General features: G+C 68.3%; 23 protein-coding genes. 10 read left to right on the forward strand and 13 right to left on the reverse strand.

The annotated features are described in order from the left end of the window. Nucleotides 1-48: 48 nt before the first annotated feature. Nucleotides 49-1023, reverse strand: a complete 975-nt coding sequence (locus ACFVAV_RS03715) for a dipeptidase (protein WP_379029327.1) — start codon at nucleotides 1021-1023, stop codon at nucleotides 49-51. 138 nt (nucleotides 1024-1161) lie between these two features. On the opposite strand from ACFVAV_RS03715, the gene ACFVAV_RS03720 reads away from it, so the two are divergent. Both ACFVAV_RS03720 and ACFVAV_RS03725 read left to right on the forward strand, forming a co-directional pair. Further along, on the forward strand, nucleotides 1162-1692 hold the full coding sequence (locus ACFVAV_RS03720; protein WP_379029331.1) for a hypothetical protein: 531 nt from the start codon (nucleotides 1162-1164) through the stop codon (nucleotides 1690-1692). Between the two features lie 52 nt (nucleotides 1693-1744). Further along, entirely contained in the window at nucleotides 1745-3805 is a 2061-nt protein-coding gene (locus ACFVAV_RS03725; RefSeq protein WP_379029334.1) for a prolyl oligopeptidase family protein, read from the forward strand. A 3-nt stretch (nucleotides 3806-3808) separates the two neighbouring features. Here the strand turns inward: ACFVAV_RS03725 and ACFVAV_RS03730 are convergent, their stop codons facing one another. Beyond that, nucleotides 3809-4678: an alpha/beta fold hydrolase gene (locus tag ACFVAV_RS03730; protein WP_379029337.1), complete on the reverse strand. Its 870-nt coding sequence runs from the start codon at nucleotides 4676-4678 to the stop codon at nucleotides 3809-3811. After that, nucleotides 4678-5310, reverse strand: coding sequence for a TetR/AcrR family transcriptional regulator (locus tag ACFVAV_RS03735; RefSeq protein WP_379029340.1), 633 nt, complete (start codon nucleotides 5308-5310; stop codon nucleotides 4678-4680). The genes ACFVAV_RS03730 and ACFVAV_RS03735 overlap by 1 nt, the downstream gene beginning before the upstream one ends. A 536-nt stretch (nucleotides 5311-5846) precedes the next feature. Here ACFVAV_RS03735 and ACFVAV_RS03740 point away from each other — a divergent pair. The 3 genes from ACFVAV_RS03740 (at nucleotide 5847) to ACFVAV_RS03750 (ending at nucleotide 8237) form a co-directional block, all read left to right on the forward strand. Beyond that, nucleotides 5847-6692, forward strand: a complete 846-nt coding sequence (locus ACFVAV_RS03740) for a DUF4265 domain-containing protein (RefSeq protein ID WP_379029343.1) — start codon at nucleotides 5847-5849, stop codon at nucleotides 6690-6692. A gap of 65 nt (nucleotides 6693-6757) precedes the next feature. After that, nucleotides 6758-7717, forward strand: a complete 960-nt coding sequence (locus tag ACFVAV_RS03745) for an ADP-ribosylglycohydrolase family protein (RefSeq protein ID WP_379029346.1) — start codon at nucleotides 6758-6760, stop codon at nucleotides 7715-7717. Between the two features lie 67 nt (nucleotides 7718-7784). Then, nucleotides 7785-8237 carry an SRPBCC family protein gene (locus ACFVAV_RS03750; protein WP_379029349.1) on the forward strand — a complete coding sequence of 151 codons (453 nt, stop codon included), beginning with the start codon at nucleotides 7785-7787 and terminating at the stop codon, nucleotides 8235-8237. 60 nt (nucleotides 8238-8297) lie between these two features. On the opposite strand, the gene ACFVAV_RS03755 is transcribed toward ACFVAV_RS03750, so the two are convergent. Then, entirely contained in the window at nucleotides 8298-8744 is a 447-nt protein-coding gene (locus tag ACFVAV_RS03755; protein WP_379029352.1) for a MarR family winged helix-turn-helix transcriptional regulator, read from the reverse strand. A 114-nt stretch (nucleotides 8745-8858) separates the two neighbouring features. Here ACFVAV_RS03755 and ACFVAV_RS03760 point away from each other — a divergent pair, with 114 nt between their 5' ends. Beyond that, nucleotides 8859-9827, forward strand: coding sequence for an SMP-30/gluconolactonase/LRE family protein (locus tag ACFVAV_RS03760; RefSeq protein WP_379029355.1), 969 nt, complete (start codon nucleotides 8859-8861; stop codon nucleotides 9825-9827). Between the two features lies 1 nt (nucleotide 9828). Here the strand turns inward: ACFVAV_RS03760 and ACFVAV_RS03765 are convergent, their stop codons facing one another. After that, nucleotides 9829-10608, reverse strand: a complete 780-nt coding sequence (locus tag ACFVAV_RS03765) for an alpha/beta fold hydrolase (protein ID WP_379029358.1) — start codon at nucleotides 10606-10608, stop codon at nucleotides 9829-9831. A 9-nt stretch (nucleotides 10609-10617) separates the two neighbouring features. Continuing rightward, nucleotides 10618-10779, reverse strand: coding sequence for a hypothetical protein (locus ACFVAV_RS03770; RefSeq protein WP_379029361.1), 162 nt, complete (start codon nucleotides 10777-10779; stop codon nucleotides 10618-10620). Between the two features lie 19 nt (nucleotides 10780-10798). Between ACFVAV_RS03770 and ACFVAV_RS03775 the strand changes: the two genes are divergently transcribed. Both ACFVAV_RS03775 and ACFVAV_RS03780 read left to right on the forward strand, forming a co-directional pair. Then, nucleotides 10799-11380, forward strand: a complete 582-nt coding sequence (locus tag ACFVAV_RS03775) for a TetR/AcrR family transcriptional regulator (RefSeq protein ID WP_379029364.1) — start codon at nucleotides 10799-10801, stop codon at nucleotides 11378-11380. Nucleotides 11381-11569: 189 nt separating this feature from the next. Continuing rightward, nucleotides 11570-12322 (forward strand): DUF6585 family protein, encoded by a 753-nt coding sequence (locus tag ACFVAV_RS03780; RefSeq protein WP_379029964.1) that lies wholly within the window; start codon nucleotides 11570-11572, stop codon nucleotides 12320-12322. Nucleotides 12323-12405: 83 nt separating this feature from the next. Here the strand turns inward: ACFVAV_RS03780 and groL are convergent, their stop codons facing one another. Both groL and ACFVAV_RS03790 read right to left on the reverse strand, forming a co-directional pair. Beyond that, nucleotides 12406-14031 carry a chaperonin GroEL gene (groL, locus tag ACFVAV_RS03785; RefSeq protein ID WP_379029367.1) on the reverse strand — a complete coding sequence of 542 codons (1626 nt, stop codon included), beginning with the start codon at nucleotides 14029-14031 and terminating at the stop codon, nucleotides 12406-12408. Nucleotides 14032-14274: 243 nt separating this feature from the next. Next, a complete protein-coding gene (locus ACFVAV_RS03790; protein ID WP_379029371.1) occupies nucleotides 14275-15006 on the reverse strand; it encodes a Clp protease N-terminal domain-containing protein in 732 nt (243 codons plus the stop codon). Between the two features lie 72 nt (nucleotides 15007-15078). Between ACFVAV_RS03790 and ACFVAV_RS03795 the strand changes: the two genes are divergently transcribed. Beyond that, on the forward strand, nucleotides 15079-16326 hold the full coding sequence (locus tag ACFVAV_RS03795; RefSeq protein ID WP_379029373.1) for a hypothetical protein: 1248 nt from the start codon (nucleotides 15079-15081) through the stop codon (nucleotides 16324-16326). Nucleotides 16327-16529: 203 nt separating this feature from the next. Here the strand turns inward: ACFVAV_RS03795 and ACFVAV_RS03800 are convergent, their stop codons facing one another. The 5 genes from ACFVAV_RS03800 to ACFVAV_RS03820 all read right to left on the reverse strand — a co-directional run bounded on the left by ACFVAV_RS03800 (nucleotide 16530) and on the right by ACFVAV_RS03820 (nucleotide 19907). Further along, a complete protein-coding gene (locus ACFVAV_RS03800; RefSeq protein WP_379029377.1) occupies nucleotides 16530-17618 on the reverse strand; it encodes an NAD(P)/FAD-dependent oxidoreductase in 1089 nt (362 codons plus the stop codon). Nucleotides 17619-17700: 82 nt separating this feature from the next. Further along, nucleotides 17701-18060, reverse strand: coding sequence for a hypothetical protein (locus ACFVAV_RS03805; protein WP_379029385.1), 360 nt, complete (start codon nucleotides 18058-18060; stop codon nucleotides 17701-17703). After that, on the reverse strand, nucleotides 18023-18193 hold the full coding sequence (locus tag ACFVAV_RS03810) for a hypothetical protein (RefSeq protein ID WP_379029388.1): 171 nt from the start codon (nucleotides 18191-18193) through the stop codon (nucleotides 18023-18025). Before ACFVAV_RS03810 ends, ACFVAV_RS03805 begins: the two co-directional genes overlap by 38 nt. 119 nt (nucleotides 18194-18312) lie before the next feature. Then, nucleotides 18313-19197, reverse strand: a complete 885-nt coding sequence (locus ACFVAV_RS03815) for a CDP-alcohol phosphatidyltransferase family protein (RefSeq protein WP_379029391.1) — start codon at nucleotides 19195-19197, stop codon at nucleotides 18313-18315. Then, nucleotides 19194-19907 (reverse strand): phosphatidylserine decarboxylase, encoded by a 714-nt coding sequence (locus ACFVAV_RS03820; RefSeq protein WP_379029394.1) that lies wholly within the window; start codon nucleotides 19905-19907, stop codon nucleotides 19194-19196. Before ACFVAV_RS03820 ends, ACFVAV_RS03815 begins: the two co-directional genes overlap by 4 nt. Before the next feature lie 328 nt (nucleotides 19908-20235). Between ACFVAV_RS03820 and ACFVAV_RS03825 the strand changes: the two genes are divergently transcribed. Next, nucleotides 20236-21264, forward strand: a complete 1029-nt coding sequence (locus ACFVAV_RS03825; RefSeq protein WP_379029397.1) for a beta-ketoacyl-ACP synthase III — start codon at nucleotides 20236-20238, stop codon at nucleotides 21262-21264. Nucleotides 21265-21382 lie beyond the last annotated feature (118 nt).

Below are 21382 nucleotides of genomic sequence, written 5' to 3' on the forward strand. Positions count from 1 at the left end.
GGCCCCGCCACACCACCTCGGTCCGGCGGGGCCGAAGGCCGTCCACCGTCAGTCCCGCCAGACCTGACCCGCGACGCGAGCGAAATTGCCGCCGAAGACGGCTGCACGCTCGGCTGCGTTGAACCCACGGTCCGCGAGGAGATCGTGCAGGCCGGGCACATCCGATTCGCCGAGCAGGTCCTCGGGCGGGGTCCAGTGCAACGGACCCCATTTCGTGTACGACTCCGAGAACGCGCCGGGGTTGGCGCGGATCTCGTCGTTGAATTCCTGGCCATCGAACGAATAGTCCGAGCTGACCCCGACGTGCTCGATCCCGAGCAGGTCGACGCCGTAGCGAATCTGGTCCGCCATCGCCGCGACCCGTTCGGCCCGCGCGCCAGGCTCGTTGTGCCCCAGGAAAATTCCCACCCCGTTGATGCCGATCACGCCGCCGGTCGCGGCGCACGAGCGGGCCTGCTCGTCGGTGATATTGCGCGGATGTTCCCACAGCGCGGCGAAATTGGAATGGCTGTAGATCATCGGCACTGCGGTGTGCGTGGCGATGTCGAGGCCGGTGCGCCGCGAACAGTGCGAGCCGTCGGCGAACATGCCGACCTCGTTGAGCTTGCGCACCAGGTCTTTTCCGTAGCCGGTGAGACCGGTGTCCTCGGTGTCGAGGCAGCCGCAGCCCGCCGCGTTGGCGTGGTTGTAGGTGGGTAGCAGCGAGCGCACCCCGAGCCGGTAGAACATCTCGACGTTGTCCAGGTTGCCGCCGAGCGGGCCGGAGTCCTCCAGGTCGAAAGCCAGTGCGATCACGTCGTCGTCGCCGATGTCGGCCAGGCTCGCCACCAGCCGGAACCGTGGATCGGCCGCCGCTCGAGCCCGGAACTGATGCAGCAGCGCCAGCGAATCCTCGGTGGTCTGCGCCGAATAGCCGACATTGACCGACAGATACGACCCGAGTGGATACCGGGCGAGTTCGCCGATCCGCGCCGTGTGATGCAACGGCAGACAGCAATGCTGCTCCCACAGGAAGGGCGGCACTGTTCACCTCCGGTTCGTGAGTCGTGACCTGCGATCCTACGTTTCGCAACACATCCGGAATCGGAACGACGCTAACGCTATGTCTGGTTGGTCCGATCAATCAGTACCTTCCTCCCACTGCCCCGAAGGCGGTGCGACATGCGTCGCTTCCTCATATTCCTCGCCACGATCGCGTCCTGCGCGGGCCTATGGACCATTCCGGCCGCGGCTACTCCGTCCTACTGCGGACTGACCTGGGGATCACTCGACAAGTCGAGCTCGAACTATTCGACGGCCGCCGTCGCCGATGTCAGGGCAGGCCGCCACGAATGCTTCGACCGCCTCGTGGTCGACCTGTCCGGCCCGCTCGCCGGCTACCGCGCCGGCTACGTCGACACCGTCACCATGGACGGCTCCGGCGCGGCGGTCCCGCTGCGCGGCGGCGCGTTCCTCCAGGTGGTGGTGCAGGCCCCCGCCTACGACTCCGCGGGCAACAGCACCTACCGTCCCGCCGACCGCACCGAACTCGTCGACGTGCGCGGCTACCCGGCCTTCCGCCAGGCATCCTGGGCCGGGTCGTTCGAGGGCCAGACCACCCTCGGCCTCGGCGTCCGCGCCCGCCTCCCGTTCCGGGTCATCACCCTCGAGAACCCGGCGCGCGTGGTGATCGACGTCGCCCACTACTGGTGACGCGCACCGGCCGCCCCGGGACGTGATCGGCCACATCGGCAACAATATGGGGATGAGTGGCGTTGAGCAGGACGTGACGGATCCCTATCTCTGGCTCGAGGATGTGACCGACGAGGCCGCGCTGGACTGGGCGCGCGCCCGCAACGAAGTGGTGCAGCAGCGGTTCGCGGCGACGGATCGGTTCGCCGACCTGGAGGCGCGCGTGCTCGCCATGCTCGACGACGACACCAAGATCGCCTACCCCGGCCGGCGCGGGCCGTGGCTGTACAACTTCTGGCGCGACGCCGAGCACCAGCGCGGGCTGTGGCGGCGGACCACCTTCGAGTCCTACGCCACCGACGACCCCGAGTGGGATGTGCTGATCGACGTCGACGCGCTCGCCGAGGCCGACGGGGAGAACTGGGTGTGGTCGGGTGCGGCGGTCCTGCGGCCCAGCCAGGAGCGCGCCATCATCCACCTGTCCCGAGGTGGCGCCGATGCGACCGTGGAGCGTGAATTCGACCTGACCACAAGGGCATTCATCACACCGGAGGACGGCGGGTTCTCGCTGCCGGAGGCCAAGTCCCGGATCGGCTGGATCGATGCCGATACCGTCTATGTGGGAACCGATTTCGGCCCCGGCTCGCTCACCGATTCCGGCTACCCGCGCATCGCCAAGCGCTGGCAGCGCGGCACCGAGTTGTCGGCGGCGGAAACGGTGTACGAGGGAAAGCCGGGCGATGTCTCGATCAGCGCGGGCTACGATCGCCATCCCGGCTACGAGCGGCACTATCTGCACAGGTCGACGGACTTCTTCAACAGCGAGGTCTCCCTCCTCGAGGACGGCGCGTGGCGCCTGATCGAAACGCCTACCGACGCCGATGTCGACTGGTACCGCGACTGGTTGCTGGTGCGCCTGAAGACCGCGTGGACGCCGGGCGAGATCACCTACCTTCCCGGCAGCCTCCTGGTCACCGATGTGAACGACTTCCTCGCCGGCGCACGCGAATTCGAGGTGCTGTTCACCCCTGACCCGCACACCTCGCTGGAATCGTGGGGCTGGACCGAGAACCACCTGATCCTCACCACCCTGCGCGACGTACAGACCGGGCTGCGCGTGCTCACCCCCGGACCCGACGGCTGGACCGGCGCCGAACTCGCCGATTCACCCGCCATGTCCAGCACCTCGGTGAACAACCTCGACCCGCTCGAGGGCGGCGACGAATTCATGCTCACCACTACCGGATTCACCACGCCGACCACGCTGCTCGGCAGTGCCGTCGGCGAGTCCGCCACCGTACTCAAGCAGGCGCCCGCCTATTTCGACGCCACCGGCATCGAGACCGAGCAGTTCTTCGCGACCTCCGACGACGGAACGGCCGTGCCCTACTTCGTGATTCGTCACCGTGACCGTCGCGGCACGCCCGGCCCGACCATCATGAACGGCTACGGCGGATTCGAGGTCTCCCGGACCCCGGTGTATCTCGGCTCCGCCGGTATGGGGTGGCTGGAACGCGGCGGCACCTATGTGATGGCCAATATCCGCGGCGGCGGCGAATACGGCCCCGAATGGCATACCGCGGCGCTGAAGGAACACCGGCACCGCGCCTTCGAGGACTTCGCCGCGGTCGCGCGCGACCTGGTGACCCGTGGCATCACCACCCCGGATCGGCTCGGTGCGATCGGCGGCAGCAACGGCGGCCTGCTGATGGGTGTCATGCTCACCCGCTACCCGGAACTGTTCGGCGCGATCGTCTGCCAGGTGCCGCTGCTGGACATGCGGCGCTATCACCTGCTGCTGGCCGGCGCGTCCTGGGTGGCCGAGTACGGCGACCCGGACAAGCCGGAGGAATGGGCCTACATCAGCGAGTACTCGCCGTATCAGAACACCGACACCGGCAAGCAGTACCCGCCGATCCTGCTCGCCACCTCCACCCGTGACGATCGGGTGCACCCCGGGCACGCGCGAAAGATGGCGGCGCTGCTGGAATCCCAGGAACGCACCGTCTGGTACTACGAGAACATCGAGGGCGGGCACGGCGGCGCGGCCGACAACAAGCAGGCGGCGTTCCTGAGCACCCTGGTCTACGAGTTCTTCACGCAGATGCTGATCGAGGACCGCCGCTCGGCGTAGGACTCAACGGTCGCGCAGCCACTTCTCGACGACGTCGACGGTGGAGTCCGGATTGGTGATCCAGCCGTTGTGCCCCAGTGCCTCCGGCTGGAGCCACCGGGTGACCTGCGCGGCGGGTAGTTTGCCCAGCAGGTGGTCGGCGGAGGTCTGCGGTGCCAGGTCGTCGCCTGCCACGGTGATCGACAGGACGGGGAACTTCAATCGCGAGATCCGTTCCTCGTAGTCGATATCGGCGCCGACGGGCACGAAACGTCCGGTGCGGGCCAGCCGGGCCCAATCCGACATGAGCACCTTCGACTGCCTGCCGTACGCACGGCGGCCGAGCATGTCGCCCGGCCAGAACCCGGCCAGGTTCGACGCGACCGCCACCGCGGCCGTACCGACCAGCATCCCGGGTCCGAGCACGCCGCGATACCCGCGGAAATACGGTGTGCCCGAGGCGACAAGGATCAGCCCCGCGATCCGGCCGCGCGCCCTGGCCGCGTACATGACGGCGAGCTGCCCGCCCATGCTGTGCCCGAGCAGGTACGGGGTGCTGTCGGGGAATCGGCTACGCACCACCTGCAGCATCGCCGGGAAGTCGACCGAGGCCAATTCGTGGTAGCCGTAGGCACTGTCGGCGTCGGGCCGGTGCGTGCTGTCGCCGTTGCCGCGCAGCTCGCCGATGGCCACGTCGAAACCGCGCTGGGCCAGGCGGTCGCCGAAGTACTCGTAGAACTCTCCCGGCACGGCGAGGCCGGGCACGATGACGACCACGGGCCGTGGCGCGTCCGGCGTGACCGGATGCCGGTGCGAACCGCGCGCCGGGATGAGGCGCACGGGCAACGTGGTTCCGTCGGGAACCTGGATCGGGACGACCTCGACCCGGGGCATCAGGCCCCTACCGCACCGAGAATCACCCGACTCAGCACCTGGATCACGTCGTCCAGCGGCGGCCTGGGGTCCGAGCCACTCCAGCCGTCGACGACGTAGTTGACCGCGCCGATGATCGCCAGCACGCGCAACTCGTAGTCGCCGGGCGGGATCTCGCCGTGCAGGGCGGCATCCTCGGCGGCACTGGCCAGCAGCGACCCCCACACCCGCCGCAGCTCCAGCCGGAACTTCTCGACCTTGGGGCCTGCGCCGACCACTTCGACCAGCGCCACCCGCGCCTTGCGCGGATCGGCGCCGATCGACTCGACATAGGCGCGAACGGCGGTCTCGATCTGCTCGAGCACCGGTGCGTCGGTCTTCGCTTCGAGGGCAACGGCGACCGCTTCGCGCGATTGCCGATCGATCTGCTCGTACAGTTCCAACAGCAGCGATTCTCGGCCGGTGAACTCCTCGTAGAACTGACGAGACGAGAGCCCCGCGTCCTTACAGATGGCACCGACCGAACTGTTGGCGTACCCGTCGCGCGCGAAGACCGTCAGGCCTGACTCCAGAAAACGCGCACGCCGCTGGCGTTGCCGGTCCTCTACGGGTTGCCCGGCATACATTCGTCCCGTATTCGCATCCTGTGACATTGTCGCTGACAATACCGAAGGGCCCGATCCCCTCGTCATGGATCGGGCCCTTCGGCCGCCCTTCCGGCTTACCGCGCGTTAGCCGAAAGTTGGCTATAGTCCGCTCAGTTGCCCGAGGCCTGCGCAGAACCAGTGCTGAGCGAGGCGGTGAGCAGGCCGAGCAGCAGGGTCAAAATGTTGCCGTCAGAGCTGTCATCGGTGATGTTGTAAAGCATGTGTCACTCCAAGTTGATGCTTTGTGACTACGTTGTCACTGGCCATTTGCCGTCTCGGACGATACCGAGCGAAATCTGAACAGGGAGTGTTTTAGAGGAATTTTCTAGAACTTTTTTGTCACTCTGCACAAGCCCCAAGAACTTCCGGCTCGCCAAGGATCGACATGCGCCACCGATCGCGTCACCCGTCGTCCAGCGGCCGCTACACATCGTCTGCGCGCCGGGACAATTGAGATGTGAAACGAGAGTGTACCGATGCGCAGTGCCCGAACGGGGAATGTCGACTGATCCGTCGTCCACACCCCTGGCATGCTCTCCCGCATGACGGTGAGTGAGGGCGACGAGGTCGACTATGTCCGGGTGGTGTTTCGGCTGCCGGACGATCCGACTGGGTGGCATTCGTTCGCGACGGAGCGGATGTGGGCGGTGCGGGTCGACGAAACCCGGGTTCGGCTGGACAACATCCCTTTTCATGCACGCGATGTCGCATGCGGCGATGTCCTCGCGGTCGAGGCCGACGACGACGGCGTGCTGTGGGCGGGTGACGTGCTCGAATCGTCCGGGAACTGCACGATCCGGGTCATCCCGGCCGACGGATGTCTGCGTGCAGAAGTTCGCCAGGCGGTACTCGACGCCTTCGAACCGCTCGGGGTCGACGGTGAGGGCAGCCGCACCGGCCTTGTCGCGCTGAATGTCCCGCCGAGCAGCGACATCGAGGAAACCAAAGCCACTCTCGCGCAAGGACATGCCGACGGGCTGTGGTTCTACGACCTCGGTTCGGTGACCGAGCGGTGGCGCACCGCCACCCCCGCGCTTCCCGATCGCAACCCCAGCGACCCGCCGCCCGAGTCCTACGGTCTCGCCTTCCCCGATGATCTCGCCGCCTGCGTCTACAACACCGTCGCGTCCGGCGAACGCCCCGCGCTGGTCGTGGTCCACGACCCCGACGGTGACTGGATCATCGCCGACGGCTCCGACGACCCGCTCGACCCGGACACCGCGACCCTCGTCCACATCCAGCACGTGGCGGACGCCGACTCCGCCGTCACCGAACTGGCGGCCCTGCCACCCGGCAAGCTGGCCTGGCGCAACCAACCCACCGATCCCTGGACCATCGAAGACTTCACCTACCCAGACGAGCCCGAGAGCGACGGACCGGTGGAGTAAGGGGCGGTTGCCTGGTCGAGGTTCTGGTTGCGTCGACCACTATTGGTTGGCAGGATGGCTCGCACATGACGGACCAATTCGATATAGCTCGGGACAGCCTGGATGGGCTGTCGGTAGGTGATGCGTTAGGGGCTCAGTTCTTCGTACCTGGGCGATCGGTTTCCGATCTTCTCGCCGGGCGACCGCCCGCCGGTCCATGGGAGTGGACCGATGACACCGAAATGGCGTGTTCGGTATTCACCGAGCTACGTGAGCGCGGGCGGATCGACCGCGATGCGCTGGCGGCGGCTTTCGCCGATCGGTGCGAGCCGTATCGGGGATACAGCGGCGGCACAGTCGCTGTGCTGCACCAGATTCGGGACGGTCAGCCCTGGTCCGAGGTGGCCGGGGCACTGTTCGACGGACGTGGCTCGTGGGGGAACGGTGCGGCGATGCGGGTGGCGCCGCTCGGGGCGTATTTCGCCGGGGAGTTCGATCGGGCCGCAGCGGAGGCGGCGTCGGCGGCCGAGGTGACGCATCGGCATCCGGAGGCGATCGTGGGGGCGATGGTCGTCGCGGTGGCTGCGAGCTGGGCGGCCGCCAGTCGTGGAAAAGACTGTGCACCAGCGGAACTCCTGGATGCGGTGGATCCGTATCTGGTAGACGGACGGACGGCGAGCGGGGTGCGCCGCGCCAGGAAGCTCCTCGGTCGATCGGTGGCCGAAGCTTCCTATGAACTGGGCAATGGTGCGCAGGTCAGCGCGCAGGACACGGTGCCGTTCACGCTGTGGGCGGCGGCGAGTTTCCGCGACGACTATCCATCCGCGATCACCGCCTGTGTCGAGGCCGGTGGGGATGCGGATACCACCGCGGCGATCGTCGGCGGAATCGTGGCCGCGCGCACGGGGATCGGGACGGGGGGCGGTGTGCCGGAGGAATGGCTGACAGCACGGGAAGCGCTGCCGGCCTGGGTGACAGAATTATTCGGCCACAAAACTTTTGATCAGCGTTGCGATCAGGCTGCAAGAAATCCGACCACAGGCTGAGGTTCCCCAGGTCGACGGTGCCTATGCTGAGCGTGACAGACCGTCACACCCACCCCCGGAGGCACCGTTGCCGAACACTCTCGAAGCCAGCATCGACATCGCCGCAGCGCCGGAGAAAGTGTGGTCGATCCTGGCCGACCTGCGCCGCGTCTCCGAACTCAGCCCGACGACGCTCAAGATGGTCGCGCTCGGTGGCGTCCGCGACGGCGCGTTCACCGTCAACGTCAACAAGGTCGGCTGGAAGATCTACCCGACCACCTCGCGCATCGTGACCTTCGAGCCGAACAAGTCCTTCGCGTTCCGGATGAACGAGAACCGCACGGTGTGGCGCTACGACCTCGAGCCGACCGCCACCGGAACCCGGGTGGTGGAGACCCGCACCGTCGACGCCAAGGGCCTGCCCGGGTGGCTGCGCGGGACCATCAAGGTAGCGATGGGTGGCGAGCAGAAGTTCGAGGCCGACTTGATCGCGGGGATGCAGGAGACACTGAAGAAGGTCAAGGCCGCCGCGGAGCGCTGACCTGCCCGAACCCCGAGAGCCCGCCGGATGATCCGGCGGGCTCTCGTCGTTTTCGGGAGGTCAGAGGTCGGCGCGGATCTCGTCGAGCGCCTCCGCGGTGCGTGTGAGCAGCTCCGTCACCGCGGCCAGTTCCGCGGCGGTGAAGCGGGCGGCGAGGGTGCGCTCCACCGCGACTGCGCGGACGTCGGCGGCCGCGGTCACCTCCCGGCCCGCCTCGGTCAGCCGGGTCTCCAGCACGTTCTTGTGCCATTCGTGCGGTGTCCGCTCGACGAGGCCCCGGTCCTGCAGGTTGGTCAGGACGGTGTTCATCGTCGGCGGCGTCACCCCCGCCAACCGGGCCAGCGCCGCGGCGGAGATACCGGGGTTCTCGGCCAGGTGCAGCAGCGCGCTGTACTGCGGAACGGTCAGCCCGGCCGGCTTCAGCGCGGCGGTCTTCGCCGCGATCAGGGACTGCTCGGCGCGCTTGATATACGTGCCGAGCCTCTCGGCAGCGGGCATGGACGTCATGGGTGCATGCTATCCGCCCGTCATCACGTAACGCCCTTGACGATCATTAGACCTCTAATCTACATTTCTGCCTATTGCTTGATGTCTGGCATTACATCACTGAGAGGCTTTATCATGATCAGGACCAGCGCCACCATCGCCCTGGCCGTCGCCTGCCTGTCCGCCACATCGTGTGGCACCGACGCCACACCCACCACGCCCCGGCTGAGCACCGCCTACGAACTGCCGGGCACTGCCGTGTACCCCGAGGGCATCGCGGTGGACACGCGCTCGGGCGACAGCTATGTCGGCTCGTTCGCCGACGGTGCTGTCTACCGGGCCGCCGCGGGCGCGACCCGCGCGGAGGTGTTCCTGCCCGCGGGTGCCGACGGCCGTAAGACCACCAACGGCGTGCGGGTCGACCGGAACGGCAGGCTGTGGGTGATCGATTCGAGCGTGGGCGTCGCCGTGTACGACACCGGGTCGCGCGCGTTGCTCGCTTCGTTCGCAGTGCCGGGGAGCGCACCGCGATTCGTCAATGATCTCGACTTCGGCGCCGATGGCAGCGCCTATCTGACCGACAGCGTGCGCAATGTCGTCTACCGGGTGACCCCGGACCAAATATCGAAGGGCAGTGGGGAATTGGGGGTCGGCTACGACCTGAGCCCGGCGCTCGGCCCGCGTGATCCACAGACCTTCGAGCTGAACGGCATCGTCGCCGATCAGGCGGGCACGTATCTGCTGGTCGTCGCGATGTCGGCGGGTGAGCTGTATCGGATCGACCTGACCGGCGCCGAGCCGATTCGCAAGGTCACTGTGACCGGCGGCGATGTGCGCCACGGCGACGGCATGGAATTGCGGGACAACACCCTGTGGGTGGTTCACAACACCGAGAACACCATCAGCCGCTGGACCGTCACCGACCGCGGTGCCGCCGCGACGCGGGTTGCCGAATTCCACGATCCCGCACTGAATATCCCCACCACGATGGCGCACTCCGGCGATCGGGCGCTGATCGTGTCGTCACAGTTCGACAAGGGCGGGCCGATGGGCGACACCGGGACGCCGGGGCCGTTCGTGGTGACCGCGGTCGACGGGTTCTGAATCAGATCCCGTCGACGAATTCCCTGAGTACCGCGACGAATTCGTCCGGCTGCTCGACCTGCGGGGAGTGACCGGCGTGTTCGACGAGGTGGGTGCGCGCGCCCGCCGCGGCGTAGCGGTCCAGGGTGTCGGTGCTGTCGTAGAGGTGGTCGTGGCGGCCGTGGATCGCCAGGACCGGCAGGTCGAGCGCGGCGGCCCGCGCGTCGAGCGGATGCGCCGCGAGGTCGTCGCCCCGGGGGCCCGCGGCATAGGCCAGGCCGGCGGGGACGGCGGCACGGAAGTCACGCACCACCGCGTCGGCCAGGCCGGGCGCGGAGTCGTAGCGGAAGCGCGGCGCGAACGCGGTCCGGTTCGCCAGCCGGACCACCAGCGCCGGTGTCCAGCCCTGCGCCAGCCGGACCATCCACGGGCGGACCACCCACGTCGCCACCGACGGGATGGCGGCGGCGCGGTAGTCCGGCGCTTGCCCGACCACCACAGCCCGGGCCACCCGGGGCGAGACCGCGGCGAGTTCCAGCGCGATCTCGGCGCCGAACGAATGCCCGACCACCGTGACCTGCGAGAGGTCGAGCTCGTCGAGGATTTCGATGATCGGCGCGGTCCGGGCGGCGGCCGTGAAATCACCCGAGTCCGCGCCCTGGTCGTGGACGTCGACCCGGACCACCCGATAGGCGGTCGCCAGCCGTTCGGCGACCGCCGCGAACCAGTCGACCGAACCGGGGATGCCGTGCACGAACACGATCGCCGGGCCGGTGCGTGGGCCTTCGTCCAGAAACAGCACCTGTCCAGACTATCGAGACCGATCGGTTCGATCCCTGTGCCGTTCGGTCGCACGGCCGTCGACCACACGCACCGAGACGATGAAGTCGAGCATCGGCATCGCCTTGCCGGTCAGGTGTTCGGTGGCCGACACCGCCTGCTCGGGAAGGCGTTGCGGCCGAAGATCGTCCACCATACGGTAGCGTATGGGGATGTCGCAAGGGGAGAACGCGAAGTCGGCCGGGCGCAGGCTCACCGCCGACGACTGGGCGCAGGCCGCGCTGGACGCCCTCGGCGAAGGCGGGCTGGCCGCGGTGGCTGTCGAACCGCTGGCCAAACGGCTCGGCGCGACCAAGGGCAGCTTCTACTGGCATTTCAAGGATCGCGCCGCGCTGGTCGAGGCCGTCCTCGCGCGGTGGGAGCAGCGCGGCACGCAGGACGTCATCGACGAGCTCGAGCAATTGCCAGGGCCCGCGCAACGATTGCGGCAGCTGTTCACCCACGTCATCGAGTACGCCGCGCACGGCAGGGAGGATCTCGCGCTGCTCGCGTCGGTGGATCAACCCGCCGTCGCCGCCGCGATGAGCCGCGTCGCCGAACGCCGGATCGACTATGTCGCCGCGCAATTGCGGCTGCTCGGAGTGCCCGATCCACAGGCCTACACCCGCGCGAGCGTGGCCGTCAGCATCTATCACGGCTTCAATCAGCTGGCCAGGATCGCGCCGCAGACCCTGCCCGCCACCGACGAACTGGTCGACGCGGTGGTCTCCCGGCTGCTCGATCCACAGCGCTGAATCAGCCCCCTCTACAGCCGTTTTCACCCCGCGTAGCAGCCGATTCCGGAATGACCGCTACCATTGTCCACCCACCAGTGGCGGCAATCGGCCTCGTCGAATACGCTTCGCCGCGGATGAAGACGCCTCATGGAGGGACGAGTGATCACTCCGAACAGGCCGGAGGACGTAGCCGAAGTCCGGCATAGGGTGCCGTTGACCCAGCTGATACACCTGATGGCGGAGTATCAGCAGCTCGGCGCGCACCGTGATACCTACCTCGCGACCCCAGCCGACGACACGTTCGTCCGTGGCTGCGGCATCGTCGCGGGCAGCATCGGCGTCATCGGCGTCATCTGCGCCGCCGTCGGCGCCTGGCAGGGTGGTGTCGCGCTGCTCGTGATCGCCGCGATCCCGGTCCTGCTGGCATTCCGTCGCGGAATCCTCAACCGGCAGAACCGCGCCGCCCGCATCGACCTGTTCGATCACGGCGTCACCGTCTACCGCTCCGGCCAGCGCGTCGCCGGATTCCGGTGGGACAGCACCGAAGTGCGCCAGCAGATGATCCCCTTCCACGACACCACGGCGGTGTCCTACTACCTCGAGCTCACCGGCCCCGGCGGCGTCGAAGCCACCATCGACGAAGAAGGCTTCGCCCGCGCTCGCGAATGGGCCCGCGCCATCCAATCCGCCGTCACCGCAACCCAACTCCCCGCCGCCGTCGCCGCCATCGACAACGGCGACACCGCGACCTTCGGCGCAGTCGGCCTCTCCCTCGACGCCCTCCACTTCCAGGACGAATCCTTCCCCTGGGAGCACATCCAGCTCATCGACGCCCGCAGCGGCCACATCCGCCTCAAACTCTCCGGCACCTGGCGCTCCCTCACCCCGGTCGGCACCATCCCCAACTTCTACATCTTCAACGAGCTGGCGGAGAGGTTGCGGTTGACACCGGTGGGGTGAGCACCTACCGGAAACGCCGAAGGCCGGCCCACCGAGTGGTGGACCGGCCTTCGTGACTTGCGGGAACTACTGATCCGAGGGGATCAGAAGTCCATGCCGCCCATGCCACCGGTCGGGTCGCCCGCGGGGGCGGCCTTCTCCGGCTTGTCGGCGACGACGGCCTCGGTGGTGAGGAACAGGGCCGCGATGGAGGCCGCGTTCTGCAGGGCCGAACGGGTGACCTTGACCGGGTCGGCAACGCCGGCGGCCAGCAGGTTCTCGTAGACGCCGGAGTCGGCGTTCAGGCCTTCGCCCTCGGGGAGGTTGGAGACCTTCTCGGCGACGACGCCGGGCTCGAGGCCGGCGTTGAAGGCGATCTGCTTCAGCGGGGCCGACAGCGCGACGCGCACGATGTTGACACCGGTGGCCTCGTCGGCCGACAGGCCGCTGAAGCCGTCCAGCGCGGGGGCGGCCTGGAGCAGGGCCACGCCACCACCGGCGACGATGCCCTCTTCGACGGCAGCCTTGGCGTTGCGCACGGCATCTTCGATGCGGTGCTTGCGCTCCTTGAGCTCGACCTCGGTGGCGGCACCGGCCTTGATCACCGCGACACCGCCGGCCAGCTTGGCCAGACGCTCCTGCAGCTTCTCACGGTCGTAGTCCGAGTCCGAGTTCTCGATCTCGGTGCGGATCTGCGCCACGCGGCCCTTGATGGCCTCCGCGTCGCCCGCGCCCTCGACGATGGTGGTCTCGTCCTTGGTGATGACGACCTTGCGCGCGGTACCGAGCAGCTCGATGCCGGCGGTCTCCAGGGAGAGGCCGACCTCTTCGCTGATGACCTCGCCACCGGTCAGGATGGCGATGTCGGCCAGCTGAGCCTTGCGACGGTCACCGAAGCCCGGAGCCTTGACGGCGACGGACTTGAAGGTGCCACGGATCTTGTTCACGACCAGGGTCGACAGGGCCTCGCCCTCGACGTCCTCGGCGATGATCAGCAGCGGCTTGCCGGCCTGGATGACCTTCTCCAGCAGCGGCAGCAGGTCCTTGACGGTCGAGATCTTGGCCGACACCAGCAGGATGTACGGGTCCTCGAGGACCGCTTCCTGACGCTCGGGGTCGGTCACGAAGTAACCGGAGATGTAGCCCTTGTCGAAGCGCATGCCCTCGGTGAGCTCCAGCTGGAGACCGAAGGTGTTGCTCTCCTCGACGGTGATGACGCCTTCCTTGCCGACCTTGTCCATGGCCTCGGCGATGAGCTCACCGATGGACGAGTCGCCGGCCGAGATACCGGCGGTGGCAGCGATCTGCTCCTTGGTCTCGACCTCCTTGGCGGTCTCGAGCAGCTTGGCGGTGACGGCCTCGACGGCCTTCTCGATGCCGCGCTTCAGGCCGAGCGGGTTGGCGCCGGCCGCGACGTTGCGCAGGCCCTCACGCACGAGCGCCTGGGCGAGCACGGTGGCGGTGGTGGTGCCGTCGCCCGCGACGTCGTCGGTCTTCTTGGCGACTTCCTTGACCAGCTCGGCGCCGATCTTCTCGTACGGGTCCTCGAGGTCGATCTCCTTGGCGATGGACACACCATCGTTGGTGATCGTGGGGGCGCCCCACTTCTTCTCGAGCACGACGTTGCGACCCTTCGGGCCCAGCGTCACCTTGACAGCGTCGGCGAGGGCGTTCAGACCCCGCTCGAGACCGCGACGGGCCTCTTCGTCGTACGCAATTGTCTTGGCCATTGCGTTGAGATCCTCCACATGTCTATGGCTGACACACGAGACGACCACAGGTTGGATCGCCCCAAAGTACGCTGGCCAGGTGCGGTGCCCGCGACGGACGACCGAGGGTGTCGATGGAACCCGGCCTCACCGTCCCGACCTGGCACTCAACAGGCGTGAGTGCCAAGCCATTTTTAGCACTCGGGTGGTGAGAGTGCAAGGTCGCGCCCGGCGCGGAGGAGCTCACCGGGCGCGCCCCGCGTGTCAGGACTCGCCCTCGGCGGCGGCCAGGAACTGATTCAGCAGCTCGACGAGTTCGGCTTCTACAACAGCCTTGTCCAGGCCGAGGCCACTGAGCACGCCCGTGCCGTTCTCCTGTTCGAGCAGCGCGAGCAGGATGTGTTCGGTGCCGATGTAGTTGTGGCCGAGGCGCAGCGCCTCGCGAAAGGTGAGTTCGAGCGCCTTCTTGGACTCACCGTCGAACGGGATGAGCGCGGGAATGTCGTCGGTCGCGGGCGGCAGCGCGGCGACGGCGGCCGCCCGGACCGACTCCAGGCTGACACCACGGGCGACGATCTCCTTGGCCGCCAGGCCCTCGGACTGGCCGATCAGCCCGAGGATGAGGTGACCGAGCGTGATCTGGTTGTTGCCCGCGGCCCTGGCCGATTCCTGGGAACCCACGACGACCTGCCGGGCCCGGTCGGTGAACTTGGCGAACCCGGCCTGCGGGTCCATGGCGCCGGTGTCGCCGGGCTGCTTGGGAACGAAGCGCTTCTGGGCGGCCTGCTTGGTGACGCCCATGCTGACGCCGATATCGGTCCAGGAGGCGCCGGAGCGGCGGGCCTGGTCGACGAAGTGGCCGATGAGGTGGTCGGCCACCTCGCCGAGGTGACCCGCGGTCACCACGGCGTCGGAGAGCTGGTCGAGAACGTTGTCGGGACGGGCCTTCTTGATGCCGTCGATCAGATCGTCGAGGCGAATGTTCGGAGTGCTCATGCGTCAACTCTAGGTTGACGATTCGACATCGTCAACCATTGGTTGACGATGTTCGATGGCAGAGTGTCTCGCATGGGGAGATTGCGGCGCACGGCCCGGTGGGCGCTGCGCATCGTGGGGGTTGTCGTGACACTGGCCTGCGTGGTCGGCTCGAGCCGGTTCCTGTGGCCGCAGCCGGGCATCGATGAGCAGCCCGGGTCGACCGAGCGTCAGCTGGCGTTCGTCCGGGATGCACTCGACGGCGATGCGGATTTCGCTGCGCAGAACCAGTTTCCGGAAGGTCACTTCTTCCTGAACGCGCTCTACGGCCTGTCGTGGGTGCAGGCTGCGCGCACCGACCCGGACCTGCGTGAGCAGGCGCTGCGTGAATCCCGCTGGGCGCTGGCACGATTGGAGTCCGCCGACGGGCGGGCGGTGTTCAGCCCGGCACTGCGGCCCGCGTACGGGGTTTTCTGGGCGGGGTGGACCAACTGGTTGCGCGGGGCGATCCTGTCGCTCGATGCCGGCGATCCCGCCGAGGTGCAGCGGTTCGCGGCGCACAGCGAGGAGATTGCGCAGGCGTTCACCGCGTCGGAGACACCGTTCCTACAGGCCTATCACGGGCAGGCGTGGCCGGTCGACTCCACGGTGGCGGTGGCCTCGCTGCGGTTGCACGACAGGCTGTTCGGCGAGCGATTCGGCGCGGTGACCACCCGGTGGCTCGCCTCGGCGCGAGCGCACCTCGATCCGGCCACCGGCCTGCTGCCGCACGAGGTCGCGCCGGACGGGACCCAGCTCGACGGTGCGCGGGCGACCTCGCAGACGATGATCCTGCGGTTCCTGCCGGAACTCGACGCCGACTTCGCCCGGAACCAATATCAGCTGTTCCGCGCTCAATTCCTGTCCTACCCGGGCGGTTTCGGGCCCGCCCTGCGCGAGTACCCGCGCGGGGTGGACAAGGCGGGCGATGTCGATTCGGGGCCGTTGGTCGCCGGGATCAGTCTCTCCGCCACGGTGGTCGGACTCGGAGCCGCCCGGGTGAACGGTGACCACGAGCTGGCCGCCGCGATCGGTTCCGAAGGTGAATTGCTCGGTCTGCCGGTGGATCTGCCCGGCTCCAAGCGGTACGCGTTCGGTGCCGTGCCGATCGGGGACGCGTTCGTGGTGTGGTCGTCGACGGCTCGGCTGCTCACCACGGAACACCCTGTCGGCGAGACGGATCTGCGCTGGTGGTGGCGGGTGCCGTGGGTGGTGGTCTTCGTCGTGATCGCCGCTGCTCCCGTGGTCGGGATTCTGGCCGCGGCGCGCAGGCGACACCGCTCCGCGCCGGCGGACCGGTAGTCCGCGTGGACAACGCGGGGACGCAGCAGATCACAGCGCTGAAGCGAGCCCGGGAAGGTGCAGAGGTGCGCAGCCCGGCAGCGGTTTGCCCGAACACGCGTCAGCCCGTCGTGGATCGGCCGATGTGGGTCGCGCTGAAACACAGCGGGACTCACTCGCGCCGACACGCGCTCGAGGCGGGAGCAGGTGCCCGCCCCGTCGGCTCAGCGCATCCCCGCGGCGCTGCCCGCGAAGCGCACAATCCGCTCCTTGACCCACGCGCCGGTGCGGCCGCGAAGGACCCGCGTGGCCGGGGTGTCGTCGGCGTCGAGGAACTGGATGACGGCATCCCGGCGGCCCAGGCTGATGCATTGCAGGTGGTAGCGGAAGGTCATCGGTTCGGGTTCGGTGCCGCGTGCGCGCGTCACGATCGCGCGGGCGACGTAGGAACCAGTGGGAAGAGCTGTCGCACAGGCCATCCGGAGCGGACGGCCACCGGGACCGTCGATCAGTGCGGCATCGCCCGCGGCGTAGATGTCGGGGTGGGAGACCGAACGCAGGGTCTCGTCGGTGCGGATGCGGCCCTGCTCGTCGACAGCGAGACCGGCGCGGCGGGCCAGGGCGGGCACGGTGAAACCGGCCGTCCAGACGACAGCCGCTGCGGGCACCACGGTGCCGTCCACGAGACGGACACCGCCGGGCAGCACCTCGGCGACCTTGACGCCGGAACGGATCTCGACGCCGAGCGCGGTCAGCCCGGAGCGGATGTGCTCGACGGCGCGGGCGGACAACCAGCCGCCGGGCTCCTCCGATCCCAGCAGCGTGACCTGCGAATCCCGGTGCGACTCGGCCAGTTCCGCCGCGAGCTCGATGCCGGTCGAACCGGCGCCGACCACGATCACCGGACCGGCGGGCAGCGCCCGCACGTCCTCGGGGGTCGCGACGGAGTGCGCGTAGTCGGCGACGCCCGGCACGCTCGTGCGGTCGGCCGCGCTGCCGAGGGCATAGACGAGGGTGTCGTAGCCGATCGTCCACTCGCCGTCGAGCCGCACCTGCTTCGCGTCCGGATCGAGCTCGGTGACCCGCGCCCGCACGAATTCGGCGCCCTTGCGCTCCAGCAACTCCCGCAGGTCCCAGCGTCCGATCGACTGGCCGGCGGCCGCCTGATGCAGACGCACTCGTTCGACGAACTCCGCGCGCGTATCGACCACCGTGATCGCGGCGTCGCGCGCCTTGCTCGCCAAGCGGCGCGCCGCGCTGAGTCCCGCGTAGCCCGCGCCGAGGACGACGATTCGCTGCTGCTGCCCGGTCATGGTGTGGCTCCTCTCGACAATGCCGACACCCTCCAGACCCGACAGCCCCCGGTTTCCTGACAGACCGGCGCCGTGATCCGGCTCACTCCTCGGCAGCCACCAGAAGGCCCAGCTTGTCGGGGTTGACGACGATCCGGATCGCGTCGACCCGGCCGTCGGCGTCGAGCTCGAACAGCATGACCGAGCTCGCGACGACTCCGTCCGCGCGCACCACCAGGGCGAGCTCGCCGTTGATCTCGTCGATCGAGAACGAGCTCGCCGGGGTGAGGAACTTGTTCAGGCCGACGAGGTAGCGCGCCACCAGATCGCCGCCGTGCACCGGGCGACGGGCCGCGGTGATCTTGCCGCCGCCGTCGGCCGTGGAGACCACGTCGTCGGCGAGCAACGCGCGCAGGGCGGTGACGTCACCGGTCGACGCGGCGAGCAGGAACCGGTCGATCATCGTGCACCATGTCCTCGGCCTCACCCGCGGCACCGAACATGCGATAGGCGAGCGCGAACAACCGCGCCCGATGGCCCAGGAACTCCTCGACCTCGTCGGACTCCACCGATTCCCCCTTCACATCCGCCGCCACCGTGGCGACACGACGCCCCCACCCGATGCCATGTTCGGCGCGACGCTGTCGGCCCGATATCCCGTTCCCCGGATACCGCGCCGACAGCCGAAACCCGCGGCCCGTGGGCCGCCGAGAACTCAGTCGCGCGGACGCCGCAACCGCAGCCGGGCCGAGCCACGGATCGCCGGGCGGCGGATCGCCGGCCGGCGGATCTGCGGCATCCGGCGCTGAGCGCGCCGCTGCGCCCGGCGCTCGGCCGGCTTGTGCTGCCAGGTCTCCGGGCGCGCCGCGACCCAGCGCGCCGAGCGCCAGGCGAACGGGATGTGCGCCAGGTAGAGGGCGACCAGGATGAGCAGCAGGATGATCGGGAAGGTCACCAGCAGGGCGGCGGCCAGGGCCGTCAGCACCAGCAGGCCGGCGGCCGCCTGGGGAGCGACCGACACCGACTTCATCGCCAGGGTCGGGATGGTGCTCACGCACAGCAGCGCGGCGAAGATCGTCCAGGCGGCGACGAAGGCGAAGCTGTCCCACCAGCCGTCGCCGAACTGCACCTTCAGCGCGATCGGGACCAGCGCGATCAACGCCCCCGCCGGCGCCGGTACGCCGACGAAGTACTCCCGCGCCCAGTTCGGGCGCGAATCGTCGTCGAGCAGGGTGTTGAACCGGGCCAGGCGCAGCACCAGGCTCACCGCGAACAGCAGGGCGACGATCCAGCCCGCGCTGTAGCCGTCCAGCAGCGTGACATAGAGGACGAGCGCGGGGGCGACGCCGAAGGAGATCGCGTCCGAGAGCGAGTCCAGTTCGGCGCCCATCTTGCTCGTGGCGTCGAGCATCCTGGCCAGGCGGCCGTCGAGGGTGTCGAGCACGGCGGCGGCGCCGACCATGGCCAGGGCCACGTCCAGCTCGCCGTCGAGCCCGAACTTCACCGCGGACAGGCCGGCACACAGCGCGAGGATGGTGACGACACTCGGCAGCAACCGCACCGAGCGCCGGTGCTTTCGGCGTGCGGCCTGTTCGATCATCCCAGCACAGCCAGCACGGTTTCGGCCCCGATCGTGCGCTGACCGGGGGCGACCAGCAGTTCGGTGCCCACCGGGAAATAGGTGTCGACGCGAGAGCCGAACCGGATCAGGCCGTAGGTGTCGCCGATGGTGAGCACATCGCCCACCCGCGCGTCGCAGACGATGCGGCGTGCCAGCAGACCGGCGATCTGCACGACGGCGACCTGCTTACCGTCGGCGGTATCGATGAGCATGCTGTTGCGCTCGTTGGCGTCGCTGGCCTCGGGCAGATCGGCCGAGAGGAACTTGCCCGGCTGATGCAGCACCTCGCGCACGGTCCCGGACACGGGAACGCGCTGCACGTGCACATCGAGCACCGACAGGAAGATACTGACGCGCGGCAGCGGCTGATCGCCGAGTCCGAGCTCGGCGGGCGGCACCGCGGTATCGACGAGAGCGACCTCACCGTCGGCGGGCGCGACGACGATGCCGGGCCGGTTCGGCGGCACCCGATGCGGGTGCCGGAAGAAGGCGGCGCAGGCGGCAGCGGCGGTCAGACCGGCCCGGCGTACCCATTTGTTCCGGCCGCCGACGACCGCGACCGCGAGGGGCACCGCGACAAACGGCAGGCCGGCGGGGTGCAGCGGAGGTATGGCGGCCCGCACCAGGTCGACCATGTGGCCGACGGCGGTGGTGTCGGGCGTGCCGGGCGGGGTGGGGCGGCGTGCCACGGGCTCCCTCTTTCATGATGTGACGACAACGCAAGCGTTCACACCTTACGGGAACCCCACCGCTTCCACCCGTGGTCAGTGTGCCGCTCTACGTCCTGTGAACAGCTTCACTGGGTTGGCGAGCAATCGCCTTGTCTCCAAGGTACCTGTAACGGTTGTGACATATGACACGACTTCGCGGATCGAAGCCGTTAATATGAGGACGCCTCATGTCTGCACGTTCACATGTTGTCCATGCGGGAGTCATGGGCGATGAGCGACGGATTTCGATGCTTCGGGTACACCCAGCGGTGCAACCGCAGGTTGACAGGTACAGAGGAGACGCATAATGGCTGCTCGAATCGCCCAGACGACTGGAGCTGAGCACACCGCGATTCTCGGTTTGGGCGTCTACCGCCCTGTCCGGGTGGTCACGAACGACGAGGTTGCGGGCCCGATCGAGTCGAGTGACGAGTGGATCCGCACCAGATCGGGAATCAAATCCAGGCGCTTCGCCTCATCCGAGGAAACCATCCAGAGCATGAGCGTCGGCGCCGCGAAGGACGCCCTGGCCGCGGCCGGAGTGTCCGCCGATCAGGTGGACTGCGTCATCGTCGCGACGTCGACACATCTCGTTCTCACTCCTGCCATCGGGCCGCGGATCGCCACCGATCTCGGCATGACCGGCGCCGCCGCGTTCGACATCTCGGCGGGCTGCGCCGGGTTCTGTCACGCCCTGGCGATGGCCTCCGATCTCGTGCGCGCAGGCACGTCGAAGAACGTGCTGGTGATCGGCGTCGAGAAGCTCACCGACACCGTCGACTTCACCGACCGCTCGACGGCGTTCCTGTTCGCCGACGGCGCGGGCGCTGTCATCGTCGGCCCGGCCGAGGAGCAGGGCATCGGCCCGACCGTCTGGGGTTCGGACGGCACCCAGCACCACGCCATCCGTCAGGACAAGGACTGGATGGAGTTCTTCGCCGAGATCGACGCGAAGGGCACCGACGCGGTACGCCCCTACCTCGCGATGGAGGGCACCGCGGTGTTCCGCTGGGCGGCGCACTCGCTGGAGAAGGTCTGCCGCGACGCGATCGACCGCGCCGGCCTGACCACCGACCAGCTGGACGCGATGATCCCGCACCAGGCCAACGGCCGGATCATCGAGATCATGGCCAGGGTCCTGAAGCTGCCCGAGAACTGCGCGCTGGCCAACGACATCGAGGAAGCCGGCAACACCTCGGCAGCATCGATCCCGCTGGCCATGGAGGCATTGCTACGCACGGGCGAGTCGAAGCCCGGCGATGCCGCCCTGCTGATCGCCTTCGGCGCCGGACTGTCCTATGCCGCACAGGTTGTCACGCTGCCTGCCTGGCAATAACCGACCAGCAGCTACGCCCACCACTCGGTGGTCTGCACCCAGGCAGGCCACCGAGCGGTGGGCTCGCCGTGTCCACCGGCGTCCCACTTGCACCAACTCGGACATGCTGGCAAACTCT

The organism is Nocardia sp. NPDC057663 (genome assembly GCF_042799895.1).
Lineage (GTDB): Bacteria > Actinomycetota > Actinomycetes > Mycobacteriales > Mycobacteriaceae > Nocardia.